This is a genomic window from Kibdelosporangium banguiense (assembly GCF_017876405.1).
In the GTDB taxonomy this organism is placed as follows: domain Bacteria; phylum Actinomycetota; class Actinomycetes; order Mycobacteriales; family Pseudonocardiaceae; genus Kibdelosporangium; species Kibdelosporangium banguiense.
The window spans coordinates 7,103,969-7,117,262 of the sequence record NZ_JAGINW010000001.1 but is presented as its reverse complement, the minus strand read 5'-3'; the positions used below and the strand labels follow the sequence as shown (position 1 = coordinate 7,117,262).

The window sequence follows — 13,294 nt, the reverse complement described above, 5'->3', positions numbered from 1 at the left end:
GTCCGTGATATGGGTCTGTTTGACTTCACTGGATGATTGACAAAGCACAACTGCGATCGTGTCTGGCGGGCCATTGGGGCATCGTCGACGCGTCGGTGGAAGTGAACAACGGTGGCATGAACTCGGCCACGTGGCTCGTCACCGCAGGCGGCGAGCGTTGGGTTGCCAAGGCCGTTGTGCCGGGGGCGCGTCGTTCCTTCGTGGGTGGCCTGACCCTCGCCGGTCACGTTGAGGCTGCGGGGATACCGGCGGGCCTACCCGCACCGGCCCGGCAGGGCGACATCGTCGTTGACGTCGAGGGGATTCCGCTCGCATTGTTGAGCTGGGTCGAAGGGGAGGAACTGTAGCGATTGAGCCTTCCTTTTTCTCCTGGGGCCTGTTGCACATCGATCCGGCTCCGGGGGCGTTCCGCCTGGACCACGCGACCGGCATATGCGGGTTGATCGACTGGAGTTCAGCCATCAGTGGTCCACTCCTGTACGACCTGGCATCAGCTGTGATGTACGTCGGCGATACGGATGGCTTGATCGAGACCTACCTGGAGAGCCAGACCGTCACCGAGACCGAGGTAGAGCACGGATTGCCGACCATGCTGCGGTTCCGGTGGGCAGTGCAGGCCGACTACTTCGCGCGACGGCTGATCGCCGGCGACCTGACCGGAATCACAAGCAGTGCCGACAACGAAAAGGGCTTGGCGGACGCACGCCAGTGGCTGACTCGCCTGTCGGCGTAGGAATTGCTTGTCATTGGTCGAGCCGGGTTTGCAGGCCGTCGAGGATTGTGGTGAGGCCGGAGTCGAGGGCGTCGCGGGGGTCCTGGCTGTCCCAGCCCTGGCTGTGGGCGTTGAGGCGGGGGAACTGGGCGGCGATCTGGGTTATCTCGGCGATGAGTGTGTCGTCGAGGGTGGGGGTGCGGCGGCGGGAGGCGATCTCGGCTGAGGCGCCGAGGGCTGTGCCGAGGACGAAGGTGAAGACGACGTTGACGGCCTCGGTGACCGCGCGGCCGGTGAAGCCTGCGGTTTCGAAGACGGCGAGCAGGTGGTCGTCGTGGCGGGCTTTGCCTGGGCCGTAAAGGATGTGGGTGCTCATGGCGGGGACGAGCCAGGGGTGGCGCAAGATCATTGCGTAGAGGTCGTGGGCCATGGTCGTGGCCGCTGTCCGCCAGTCGTTCAGCTCCGCCAGCGAGACCTCGGACCAGACCGCGTCGGCGGCCAGGACCACCAGGTTGTCCTTGTTCTTCACGTGCCAGTAGACGGCGGTCGCGGCCGAGTTCAGGCGGTTGCCGAGCTGGCGCATGCTCAGGCCGTCGAGGCCTTCGGCGTCCAGCAGCTCGATGGCGGCCTGGACGATCTGGTCCTTGGTCAGCGTCTCACGAGGCACCCCGCGATTGTACTTGCACACTGTTCAAGTTCGTTCTACTCTCCAGACTTGAACAGTGTGCAAGTCCGGAGCGATGGGGGTTACGACAATGACGCTGGCTGCGACTGTCCAGTTCCTGGTTGCCGCTACTTTTGTGGTGATTCCGCTGGTCGGGAGCCGGTTCGGGCCGGGCGCACAGCGGGCTGCCGAGGCGGAGATCCAGCGGCAGGGCCATTGCGTGGGCGTGCTGAAGCAGCACAAAATCGACTTCGGGGCGAGCCGCGCGAGCTTGGTCATCGCGTTCGGGATCGCCGCGTGTTTCGCCGTGATCGGGGTGTTCACCTTGACCGGGCACGAGACAGCGTCGTGGGTCGTTCAGCCGATCATGTTCGTTCTCGGCTGCGTGATCATGCCCGGCGAGGTGTTCACCACGCGCTATGTCAGGGCCGCGTTACCGCGCGAGGTTGACGCCGCAGCACTGGTCCGCGCTGCGGGAAGCGAGTTTCCATTGTGGACTCGCTACGTGATCGCGGCGCGTTTTGCCTTGGCGACAGCGGGTTCGGTGCTTGTCTGCATCATCCTCGCGACGTGATATCAGGTACGCGCTCTGCAGGCGGCGGCGGGCCGGGAGGTGTGCCGTCGCCGAAGGGCCGCCCGCCCAACTGCTCCCTCCCATGTGGAGTAAGCCATCCGCTGACATCAGGGCCCAGCGGCACAATGCCGGAGGGGTTCACCACGCGGTGCACCACATAGTAGTGCTCCTTGATCTGCCCGAAGTCGATCGTGTCACCGAACCCGGGCGTCTGGAACAGATCGCGGGTGTACGCCCACAAAGCCGGCATTTCAATCAATTTCTGCCGATTGCACTTGAAATGCCCGTGATAGACCGCATCGAACCGCGCCAACGAGGGAAACAGCCGCACATCGGCCTCAGTGATGGTGTCCCCCACCAGGTAACGCTGCGACTTCAGCCGGTCTTCGAACCAGTCCAGGCGCTCCCACAGTTCGCGGTACGCCTGCTCGTAGGCCTCTTGCGTACTGGCGAACCCGCACTTGTAGACCCCGTTGTTAACGCCGAAAACCTTGACCGCGACCTCGTCGATCTCGTCGCGAAGACGCTCCGGACAGAGGTCGGGCGCACCTTCCCGGTGATGAGCGGTCCACTCGGTTTCGAGGTCGAGGGTGATCTGAGCGAAGTCGTTCGTCACCACCCGACCGGTCGGAATGTCCACAATGGCCGGAACCGTGATGCCCCGCGGATACTCGGGATCCCGCTTGAAGAACGCCTCCTGCAGCCGCTCGATCCCCAGCACCGGATCCTTGCCGCCCGGGTCGAGGTCGAACGACCAGCTCCGCTCATCGTGCACCGGCCCCGCGATCCCCATCGAGAGGACATCCTCCAGGCCGAGCAGCCTGCGCACGATCGCCGCCCGGTTCGCCCAGGGACAGGCCCGGGCGATCACCAGCCGGTAGCGGCCCGGCTCGACCGGGTAGCCGTCCCGGCCGTCCGCGGTGATGCGCGTCGTGATGTAGTTCTGGTCCCGCTTGAACTCGCCAGCCATGCCACAAGCCTAGATGGCTGTGTCACCCCGCGCGACGAGAAAGAAATCCCCACGAAGGCCGGCGTTGGTCATTGGATTCCCTCGACCAGCTTCTCCAACGCCTCCTCGGCATCGGCCGCGAACAGCGACACGGTGTCCATGCCGATGTACACCTTTCCGTCCGCGGCCATGCCGAGATAACTGTTGCGCCGGTCGGCCTCACCGATCGGAAACAGATATGTCCCGGCCTCGTCGCTGAGGACTTCGAAGATCTCGTCATCCCATTCGGCGGCGACGGGATCGAGCCGGAATGCCAGCTTGGCCATTGTCCTGCCCGGTCCTCGCGCGCCGACCTCCAGTCCACCGAACTCGGCGAGGAACTCTCTGGCCGCGGGGTGAATCCGAAAACCGCCATGGTCGGCGAGTGTCCGTTCCCACTCCACAGTGGACACCTTTCGCCCAGGGCGCCAGCCCGCGTCCCGCAGTACCTTGTCGGTTTCCGCGGACCAGCGCTGCCTGGACTCCGGTTGCATACCTATTGCACCTCATTGATACCGAGTTTGTTCAGAACCCAGGCACACGAACTGCAAGCGGCTTTACGTGTGCCATGTTTCTCATTTCCTGCTGCGCGTGTCTCCACGGAGGCCATGTAGGCACCTTCCAGGTCGTCGCACACCTGGTATGCGTTCGACAGCGCCTCAGGTTCTCCACAGCGCATGTGTTGATTGTTCGGTGCTCGCTGGCCACGCGGGACTTGATTGTAGACATCCACGACCCGCTGATCCAGGTTGGGATGGTCGCCACCACCCTTGATGCTGGCACCGCTGAACGTGGGATCCACACCGGGAATCGCCAGTCCCGCAGAGCTTGTCGGCCTCGTCTTGCCCGAGGCACCCGGCTTCGCCTGCTCCTGGTCTGCCCGGTCCCGGGCGGCCTTGCGTGCCTTCTCAGCGTGGTCGACAGCATCCGGCGGGTCCTGGCAGCCGGGCTGGCTGTTGTGGACGAGGACCGACTGGCTGCCTGCGAGCACGTAGTACGTGTGCAGACCATCAACCGTGAGGTTGTAGACCTTTCGGTCTGGCTGCAGAGCACGGACACCTGTGACTGTTGCCGGCCTGTGGTCGGCTGTCTCGAAGGTGTAGCCCGGTTTCAGGTCTTCGGCGTGGACCCACTTTAGGAGGGACTCGACCCAGAATGGGTGTTCGTCCGTGGCCACTACAGTGCCGCCGCTGTCTGTCTTGACCTCGTACAGGAGGCGTTCGGCCTGGTGGGAGCGGGTGTCCGTGACCTCGCGGACGCCTGTTTCGCCGGTTGTCGGGTCGGTGGCGCGAACCCAGTCGCCGACTTTGAGGTCGCGGATCGGCTTCAGCGTTCCGTCCGCCATCAGGACTGGGGTTGAGCCGTCGAAGCTCTGGGAGTCGAAGCTCACGCGGCAGGACGCGCCGGAGGCGGTCTCGGCCTTTGCCTCTTTGCCCTTTGTGCCTGGCTTCTTCCTGCGGTTGCCGGCCAGGGCCATCAGTTCTTCGGCGTAGGGCAGGCCTGAGGTCGCCAGCACTTCCGCGACCTGGGTCTGGACGACCTCCTTGACTACTTCCTTGCCCACGCCGAGCATTGCGGTCTTGATCGTCTCGTAGACCTTGTTGAGGTCCTGGACGTTGGATACCGCGGCCTGGACTATGCGGGCCGGAGCGTTCGGGACCGCCGAGATGATGCTCGACGCGTTGGCGATCCTCGGCTTCAGCGCCGCTTTCATGGTCGGCAGCGGGTTGGACTTCACGGCCTTCGCGACGGCTGCCTTGGCCTTGGCGGTTCGGGCGACTGCTGCCTGGAAGGCTGCGCGGGCTGCTGCTGCGGCACGGGCCGCGGCGGCCTTGGCGGCTGCTTGGGCCAGGGCGCGTGGATCTGGGACTGCCTTTCCGACATTGGGGACGTCCGGGCCGCCCTTGGCCTTCGGGTGGGGGCCGTCGGGACCACCGCGGGGGCGGCTGTGCGGCGCGTCGGGTGTGCGGGGTGTGGGCACGTTGTCGCCGCGGCGGAATGCGTCGGACGCGCGGTTGCCCCACTTGGCCGCGGTCGCACCCCAGCCGCCGAACGGGATCATGCCGGCGAACGAGAGGCCCGCGTCGACGTAGTTGCCCTCCGCGAGGTACCACACGCCGTTGATGCCGTCGGCGATCTCACCGAGGCCGGGCACCATGCCGGCGACGTCCAGCGCGGCGTGGCCGACAGTGCTGAGGTTGTCACCAACCCAACTGATGGCGTCGCTGAACCAGCCGTGGCCGTCGGGGTCGAAGCCGTTCAGCGGTGAGCCAACGCCATAGGCGTACCGGTTGAAGCCTGCGGAGCCCGGCCCGCCCTGTGTCACGGTGTCGCGGCTGGTGAACGTCCCCGAACCGGGGTTGTACCAGCGGGCACCCATGTTGACCTGGCCGCTGTCGGGGTCTGTCCAGTCGCCCTGGAAGCCGACATTGCGCTTGGTGCCAGTCGTGGCGGTCCGGTTGCCCCACGGGTCGTACGAGGTCGAGTCCTGGAGCGCCGCGGCCCCGGGAGCGAACCCACCGATCACGTCACCGTGCTTGTCGGACAGCAACAGACGCTTGTCCGCGCCCTGTGCCAACGAAAGCAACTCACCGCTGGCGCCACGGCTGTACGTCGCCGTGCCGTCGGATACCGCGTCCATCTCCGCGCCTGCGTAGCGGAACTGCTGCGCGCCACGGAAAACCGGACGGTCAAGACCGTCGTAGGTGTACGAGGCCGCCCCGACGGAGATCAACCGGTCGAACGCGTCGAAGCTGAAGTTCTCCGTCAGGCCAGAGCTTGTCCGCGACGACATCGTGCCGCGAGGCGTGTACGCGTACGTGTAGTCGCCGTCGGACTGAACGCGGTTGCGCTGGTCGTACGTGGCCGTCTTTGCGCCGTTACGAATCCGGTTGCCGGACGCGTCCCAGCCGTACTCCGTGGTGGTCCCGTTGTTGGTCCACGAGGTCGTACGGCCCGACTGGTCGTACGTGTACGTCTGCTCCCCCGCACCGACCGTGCCGGCGGTGGTCTTCTTCACTAGGCGGTGGTTGAGGTCGTAGGCGTACGCGATCGACGCGACGACCGCGCCTGCCGAGTTCTTCGTGACGTCCGAGGCCTCACGGCCGAAGTCGTCGTACCCGAAGGTGCGGACCGTGCCCCCGCCGTAGTTCATCGTCTCGAGACGGCCCGACGGCGAGTAGCCGAACGCGATGTTCGCACCGCTGAGTCCATCTTGGACTGACGTGAGCCTGCCCGAGATGTAGGTGAACCCGGTCGTGCCCGAAGCGTCCACACGGGACGCCAGGCGGCCCTGCTCGTCGTAGGCGAACGTCGCGTCGCCCGACGGGCCGGTGGCCGAGGTCATCAGGCCACGAGCGTTGTACTCGTAGGTGTTCGTACCGTTGGGTGCGCTGACCTTGGTGGCACGGCCGACCGCGTCGTACTCGATTACGCGGTCCAGCGTCGCCGACTGCGCGCCTGTGCCCGTTTCCTTCGACAGACGGCCAAGACCGTCATACGTACGGGTTCTCGACACACCACCCGGGCTTGCCAGCACGGTCGGCTTGCCTGAGCCGTCGTATGTCGCGGTCCAGGTCCTGTCCCCCGCCGCAGGATGCGCGGTGGTGGACGGCTCGATGACGGATTCCGGCTTACCCAGCGCGTTGTACGTGAAGTACGTGCTGTTGTTACGCCCGTCGGTGATACGGGTGCGCCTGCCGGAGCTGTCGTAGCCGTACGACGTGGTGATCGACTCGGTGTCGGTCACCGGCTCGATCTGCTGGGTCAGCTGCCCGGCCGAGTCGTAGGTGAACCTGGCGATCTTGCTGTACCCGTCACTGGCGGTCAGCTGGTTGCCTGCGATGTCGTAGGTGTAGCTACGACGGCCGATCACCTGTGCCGACTTGTTCAGCGAGAACTCGTCGACCATGTTGCCGGCCTGGTCGAGCTTCTTGTACTGGGCCCGGCCCTCGGCGTCGCGCGTGTAGACCTGGTTGCCGAACGAGTCGTAGCCGAACTGCGTGACCACGCCCGCCGGGTCGGTGACGCTGGTGCGCTGCCCCAGCTGGTCGTAGCCGAACTGGGTGACCTCGTTCTTCGGCGAGGTCGCCTTCGCGAGGTTGCCCGCCGCGTCGTACTCGAGCTTGGTCTCGTACGCCGCCGGGTTCGGCCGCAGCTCGATGGAGGTCGACGTGATCGGACGGCCGAACTGGTCGTAGGTCTTGCGGGTCTCGCCGCCGGACGGGTCCGTTGTGGACAACAGCTCGCCGGTGTTGGTGTAGCTGTAGCGCCAGCTGCCGCCCGCCTCGGACCGGTTGTCCGGCTTGGGGTCCCGTTTCTCGACCAGGCGACCGCGCTGGTCGTAGTACATCCGGATGACCGCGCCGGTCGGGTCGGTGGTCTCGATGGGCCGGCCCAGGTCGTCGTACTTGGCGGTCACCGCCGCGACGATCGGCGTCGAACTGCCCGGCGGCAGGTACGACGGGGACTCGGTGCGGACGGCACGGCCGCCCTTGTCGTACACCATCCGCAGCACGCCGCCCGCGGGGTTACGAACGTCGGTCACGTCACCGAACGCGTTGTACCCAGTGGTCTTCGTCGGACGGACGACCGTTGCGGCCTGACCGTTCTCCTCGGCCTTGGCCGGCGAACCGATCACCGTGGTGGTGCGGCCACGCTCGTCGTAGCGGTACTCGGTGGTGTGGTCCGCCGCGACCGCGCCGGACACGTTGCCCAACGGCGCGACAACCTTCGTCACGAGGTCACGCTGGTCGTAGGACGTCCTGCTGGTCACCAGGCCGGACGGGCCGCGCAGCGACTCCCGGATCTGACGGCCGGACAGGTCGTACTCGAACTCGCTGACCTCACTGAAGGACGCACCGAACGAACCGGTGTTGGAGTGCGCACCCGACCGCGTGACCTGCGTGATGTTGCCGCTCAGGTCGTAGCGGTATTCCGTGCGGCGGCGCAGCGTGTCCGGCTCGGCCGTGGTCGCGGCCAAGCGGCCGGTCGCGTCGATCTCGTGCGTGGACACCTTGCCGCCCGGGCCGACCTGACGGGTCAGGTTGCCCGCGGCGTCATAGGTGTTCTGCTGGATCACGGTTTCCGGGGTCTCCGGCTTGTTGTCAGCCCTGACCCGGATCTCCTTGACCAGTCCGTCGCTGTAGTAGAAGTAGTTCGTGCGCCGGCCCATGGCGTCGACCTGGACGGTCAGCCTGCCGGAGTGGTCGTACTGGTTGGCCTCGAGGATCAGGTCCGGCAGCGGCGTCTCGGGATCCAGCGGCGCCACCTCGGTGGCACCCGGTGTGATCGACTTGCCGTGCCAGCCCACCAGGCGGATCTGGGCGACCTGGTTGCGGGCGGTGTAGCTGTAGACCGTCTTGACGCCGTTGGCGTCCACGGCCCAGACCTGGTTGCCGAACGGGTCGTAGCCGTAGGAGGCCTCGTTGCCCTCCGGGCCGGTCGCCTTGACCATCCGGCCGTAGTCGTCGAACTCGAACGTCGAGGTCCGCGGCGCGTCCGGGCTGGCCGAGTCGACCAGTGTGGCCTTGGTCGTGTTGCCGTCCTGGTCGTACTCGGTGATTGCCTTCTCGGTGCTTGTCGCGCCGGTGACCGCGTTGGTGGTCTGCGGGTACGTCATCTCGACGACGCGGCCGAGCTTGTCGTACTTGTACGTGGTCGTGACGCCGTTGGGATGCGCCTCGGGGTACTCGGTCGCGGTGAGCTTGCGGCCGAGCGAGTCGTACGTGAAGGTCGTGCGCAGGCCCGACGGCGACACCGTCTGGGCGAGGTCACCGTTGCTGTAGTACGAATTGACGATCGTCGCACCACGCGGGTCGGTAGTACCCTTCAGCAGCCGCGCAGGTTCCTTGCCACCGCCGATCGCGTCGGACGTGCCGTCGGTGTACGTGTGGAAGGTCGACCCGCCGTCCGGGCTGGTCTCCTTGGCCAGGTCACCGAAGGATGTGTACTCCGAAACCGTGCGGTACGAGTTCTCCGCCGGACCGGTCGACCGCGCGTCACGCGTCGCGATCAGCTTGTCCGTCTTGGGATCCGTCTGGTCCGCGGTCGGCTGCTGGTACTCCTGGTACGTGGTCTGACAGTTGCCGACCTCGCGGCAGGTGGTCTTGGTGACGACGTTGCCACGGTCGTCGTGCACGAGGGTGGCCTTGTTGCCGTCCTCGTCGGTGATCGTGGTCTGGAAGCCGGACTCGTCGTAGTCGTAGAGCCGGACACCGAGGCTCACCACGAGCCCGTTGCACGTGACCACGCCGTCGGGGTTGGTGGTGCAGTCACGGCCGACGATGTCCTCCGGCCGTGGCCCGGTACCGATCGGCGTGACCTGGCGCAGGATCCGGCCTTTGATGCCGTCGAAGTCGTAGTACTGCGGACGGCCGCCTGGGTCGACCACACGGACCGTGCGGATCACGTTCTGCTCGGAGCCACCGACCGTCGGGACGCCCAGCTGCCAGCGGCCGCCGTCACCGTCGATGTACTCGCGCATACGGTCGTTGACGTTGTCGTACGTGATCGACGCGGCCACGCGCATGCTCGGCATCGTCACCGTGGTCATCTGCCCGCTACCCGCACGCGCCTGGTAGTGCGCACGGACCTGGTTGGGGCCCAACGGCCTCGCGTACAGCGCGGCCTCGTCGACCAGACCGGCGAGGTGCGTGCGGCCGGCGGCGATCGACGGGAACGCCCCGACCGTGTGCGCCGAACCGATCTGCACGTACTCCAGCCGCGGGTGGTCGATCACGCCCTCGCTGTCGCCGACCTTCTCGCCGTCGAGGTAAAGCGACTGCGTGGCAAGCGATCCGGTGAGCACGACGTGGTGCCAGTTGTTGTCGTTGACCGTTCCGGTCGAGGTGATCGGCGCGATCCGGCCGTTCCAGAACTGGCCGCGCAGCTTGCCGTCCTGACCGACGTACAACATCGGCACGCCCGCGCCCGGCGTCTCACCGGGCGCCTTGTCCTGATAACCCACCAGCGGACCGGTCGAACTGGTCTGGAACCACAGCTCGATCGACAGGTCGCGGTGTTTGTTCACGGTCTGGTCGGGCAGCCGGATGTGCGCGTTGCCGTTCAGCTCCGCAGCGCGGTCGTCGCTTCCGTTGAGCGCACCGCCCTTGGCGTAGTTCGGGTCGGCGAAACCGACGTAACGCGCCTTGTCCTTGCCCAGCTTGACACTGATCTGACTGTTGGCGTCCTGGCTTCCGCTGCCCTCGCCGAGCCGCCAGTACGACTCGGGCCGCGAGTCCAGCACGGTGCTGCGGTAGCGGGAACCGTTCCCGTACTGGTAGCGCGTGCAGTGCCCGTCCGGGTTGCACGCCTCCAGCAACCGATCCGCGTCGTAGCGGTAGATCCACGTCAGCGGCGCGCCGTTGACCGAGTCGGTCCTGACTTCCTTGATGTGCCCTTCGGGGCCCCACGCGAAGGTCAGCGTGCGGTTGCTGGTGCGGCTGATCGCCTTCCACAGCTTGCCGTTGATGTCGTAGACCATCTCGGCCTGACGGCCGGCGCTGTCCTGGACGAACTTGAGCACACCGTCGAACCGGAAGGTGTAGATCGTGCGGTCCTTGGCGATCAGCTTCCAGCCGCCCGCCTCGGATTCGGGGATCGCGGTGAGCGTGGCGAACCGGCCGGGCGGGGGCGTGTAGCTGCCGTCCGGGTTGCGTCCGAACCGGACCTGCTGGCCGTCGGGATACGTGATGATCACGTTGCCCGAACCGTCCGCGTCCGGCGTCACGCGCATGTCGTACCGCGACGACCAGCCCGTGCCGAAAGCGAGACTCCCCCGCGTGTCAAGGCTGTTGTACGTACGCGCGACGTTCAGCTCAGGGCCGACTGTCGCCTCGGAAGCGTCGATCGCCGCGGTCGTGTAGTTGCCGACCATCGGGTCGAAGCCGAGACCGTTGCCCGTGTAGGGCGCGTTGCCCAGGCGGGACGTGACTTCCGGCTGCGGCACCGAAGTGAGCAGGGCCGAGAACTTCAGGCCCTCGCTTTCGCTCTTGCCGTCCCACAGCCAGGTGCGCCAGAAGTACACCTTGTCCCAGCGCAGCTTGCCATCGGGAATCGTCCAGTACACATTGGGCAGCCGGCCGGAGTCGAAGCAGTTCACCGGGTTGTTGTCGGCGCCCTTCTCACACACCTCGAACCGGTACTGCAACGGGTCGTTCTCGTGGTCCTCGCCCTTGGCCCACAGCTGCGGGTGCAGGGTCTCGGTGCTGTGCCCGCTCGGCGGGTACTGCTCGCTGACCACCGGCGGGATGTTGAAGATCTGCAGGGAGATCCGGGCGGGCGCGACCTGTTCGTCGGTGAACAGCACGTTGTTGTGCCGCATGCTGAAGTCCAAGGTGTACACGCCCTCGGCACGTGCCTTGATCTTCGCGTCGAACGTCACTTCCTGGTCGCGGCCGATGTTGGCGCCGTCCGGCAGGTCCGCCGAGTGCTCGGTGGCCAGCAGCGCGCCGGTGTTGGCGTCGAAAAGCTTGTAGGACAGGGCGTACGCGCCCTTGGTCCAGTTCTGCGCGCCGAGGTTGGTGACCTTGATACGGACCGTGCCGTCCTGGACCCGGGTGACCGGCGGGTTCGGGATCGGCTGGTCGATGACGTACCGGGCGTCGTACGGGCTGTGGGTGATGTACAGCTTCGGCGGGTTGGCCGAGTTGCTGCCGGTGAACTTCTTGAAACCGTTGCCGTTGCCGTAGTTGCCCGCGCGCAGGGCGAGACCGTTGTTGGCCGCACCGTTGGCCCAGCCCTGGATCAGTTGCTGCCCACCGGTTCCGAGGTCGATCAGCTCACCGGCGGCCGGGCAGCTCGAGCGGGTCGCACCCAGTTTGATGAAGCCGTGCGAGAACGAGGCACCGCCGATCGCCGAACCGAAGCCGGGGGCACCCGACGCGGGCCACGAACCTGATACGGGGTGGACAGACATCGGCTGCGGCGCGCATGTGGTGGAGTCGAAGTTCACCAGGCTCAGCGCGGCGCCGAAGATCTTGTGGTTGCCCAGTTTCGCGCGCACATCAGGGAAGGCGACGAACGAGGTGTACTGGGTCGAGCCGCTGCGCCCGATGAGCAGCTCGCTCGGGTTGTTGGCGGTGCCGCTGCCGACCGTGCGGCTCTGCGTGCCCCTGATCTCGACCACACTCGGGTCCACGAGCACCGGGTAGGCGCGGGCCGGGTCGTCCAGCCACGCGGAGTCCACTGTGACCTTCAGCGACTGGCCGTTGTCGATCAATTCGTAGCGAACACCCTGCGACGACGCCGGACCAGTGGTATCGGTCGCCGGCGTCGAATCGATCATGTATCCGGCCGGGATCTGCGCGCGTTCTTTGCCATCCTGGCCCACAAGCGAAATCGCGCCGTCGACGAGTTTGGCGGTCAGTCCTTTGAGGCGTAACGGGAAAACCCAGCTGCGCGCGGACTTCGGCCCGGTCAGCACAATGGTTTCCTTGACGCCGCCTGCCAGCGACTCAAGCTTCAGGTCCACGCCGTCCGCGACACCCTGATACGTGACCGTGGTGCCATTCGCTTGGCCCTGCACCGCACGTGCGCCACGCAGGCTGTAGCCGAACTCGTGTTGCGCGTCGAGCCGGACGGTCACCAGGTCGGGTGAGGCTGAAGAGCCGCCGATGCGTACTTCCGTCTGGTCGCCGCGATTACGCCATCCGGAGCCCTCGATCGTGAGGCTGGGATCGACCGGCGCCCACGTCCCATCAGGACGTTTGAAGTTGACCGGGGTGGAGCTGAACTCCGTGGTGCGCGTGCCGTCGGTGTTGCGGTACGTCCGCTCGTTACGACCGCGCTGCTCGGGGATTTCCTTGCTGGTAGCCGAATTGAAGCCGGTCCGCGTGCTGGGCGCGGCCACGACCTTGGCCGTGTTACGTGTGAGGTCGCCCACGCGTTTGAAGGCCGGGTTGGCGTACTTGGACTGCTCGGAGACCGGCATGCCCCAGTTGCCGTCCCGGCTCTGGGACTCCGAGGGCAGCCCGTCGGCTGTGCCCCACTGCTGCTTGCTGGCCTGCGCACGGGCCTTTTCCAGCTGTGCGGCGAGATTGCCGCCGGGGCCGCCGGAGAACCAGGATCCCCAAGGAAACGACGGGCCGACGATGCCGGAGACCATCGTCACCACCAGGAAAAGCCCCAGCAGAACGAACTTGGGCGTGCGAATACGCGCGGATCTACCGCCGGCCATCCAGATCTCCCCCCGGAGAATCCCTCGGTACAGGTAGCAGCAGCTAAGCAGTCGAAACGACGTGACACAAGCTTCCGCGGCGAAATAGGGCCGAACGTAGGAAACTCCCACTGGCCGTATCGGTTGCCCGCGACTGTCGCGTATCGTCTCGCGCCGAAGTCGGTATCCATGGCCCGACA

7 protein-coding genes are annotated in these 13,294 nt (G+C 66.2%); 3 read left to right on the top strand and 4 right to left on the bottom strand.

Features of this window, described 5'->3' with window-relative positions:
• Positions 1–32: 32 nt before the first annotated feature.
• Positions 33–347 carry an aminoglycoside phosphotransferase/kinase family protein gene (locus tag JOF56_RS32955; protein ID WP_209643349.1) on the top strand — a complete coding sequence of 105 codons (315 nt, stop codon included), beginning with the start codon at positions 33–35 and terminating at the stop codon, positions 345–347.
• A 32-nt stretch (positions 348–379) separates the two neighbouring features.
• Positions 380–733: a phosphotransferase gene (locus tag JOF56_RS32950; protein WP_209643348.1), complete on the top strand. Its 354-nt coding sequence runs from the start codon at positions 380–382 to the stop codon at positions 731–733.
• 10 nt (positions 734–743) lie between these two features.
• Here JOF56_RS32950 and JOF56_RS32945 read toward each other — a convergent pair whose 3' ends face one another.
• Complete coding sequence (locus tag JOF56_RS32945; protein ID WP_209643347.1) at positions 744–1,379, bottom strand: TetR/AcrR family transcriptional regulator; 636 nt, start codon at positions 1,377–1,379, stop codon at positions 744–746.
• An 88-nt stretch (positions 1,380–1,467) separates the two neighbouring features.
• Here JOF56_RS32945 and JOF56_RS32940 point away from each other — a divergent pair, with 88 nt between their 5' ends.
• Positions 1,468–1,950 (top strand): hypothetical protein, encoded by a 483-nt coding sequence (locus JOF56_RS32940; protein WP_209643346.1) that lies wholly within the window; start codon positions 1,468–1,470, stop codon positions 1,948–1,950.
• Here the strand turns inward: JOF56_RS32940 and JOF56_RS32935 are convergent.
• The 3 genes from JOF56_RS32935 to JOF56_RS32925 all read right to left on the bottom strand — a co-directional run bounded on the left by JOF56_RS32935 (position 1,934) and on the right by JOF56_RS32925 (position 13,115).
• On the bottom strand, positions 1,934–2,920 hold the full coding sequence (locus JOF56_RS32935) for a glutathione S-transferase family protein (protein ID WP_209643345.1): 987 nt from the start codon (positions 2,918–2,920) through the stop codon (positions 1,934–1,936). The genes JOF56_RS32940 and JOF56_RS32935 overlap by 17 nt on opposite strands.
• A 68-nt stretch (positions 2,921–2,988) precedes the next feature.
• The gene (locus JOF56_RS32930; protein WP_209643344.1) at positions 2,989–3,432 is read right to left on the bottom strand and encodes an SUKH-3 domain-containing protein; all 444 of its coding nucleotides are present in this window, start codon (positions 3,430–3,432) and stop codon (positions 2,989–2,991) included.
• A 2-nt stretch (positions 3,433–3,434) separates the two neighbouring features.
• On the bottom strand, positions 3,435–13,115 hold the full coding sequence (locus JOF56_RS32925; RefSeq protein ID WP_209643343.1) for a polymorphic toxin-type HINT domain-containing protein: 9,681 nt from the start codon (positions 13,113–13,115) through the stop codon (positions 3,435–3,437).
• Positions 13,116–13,294: the final 179 nt, after the last annotated feature.

What these genes read in the sequence shown, in the direction of transcription:
- JOF56_RS32955 (WP_209643349.1), top strand. Translation starts at nt 33, where the DNA reads ATGATTGACAAAGCACAACTGCGATCGTGTCTGGCGGGCCATTGGGGC.
- JOF56_RS32940 (WP_209643346.1), top strand. Translation starts at nt 1,468, where the DNA reads ATGACGCTGGCTGCGACTGTCCAGTTCCTGGTTGCCGCTACTTTTGTG.
- JOF56_RS32930 (WP_209643344.1), bottom strand. Translation starts at nt 3,432, where the DNA reads ATGCAACCGGAGTCCAGGCAGCGCTGGTCCGCGGAAACCGACAAGGTA.
- JOF56_RS32925 (WP_209643343.1), bottom strand. Translation starts at nt 13,115, where the DNA reads ATGGCCGGCGGTAGATCCGCGCGTATTCGCACGCCCAAGTTCGTTCTG.
- JOF56_RS32935 (WP_209643345.1), bottom strand. Translation starts at nt 2,920, where the DNA reads ATGGCTGGCGAGTTCAAGCGGGACCAGAACTACATCACGACGCGCATC.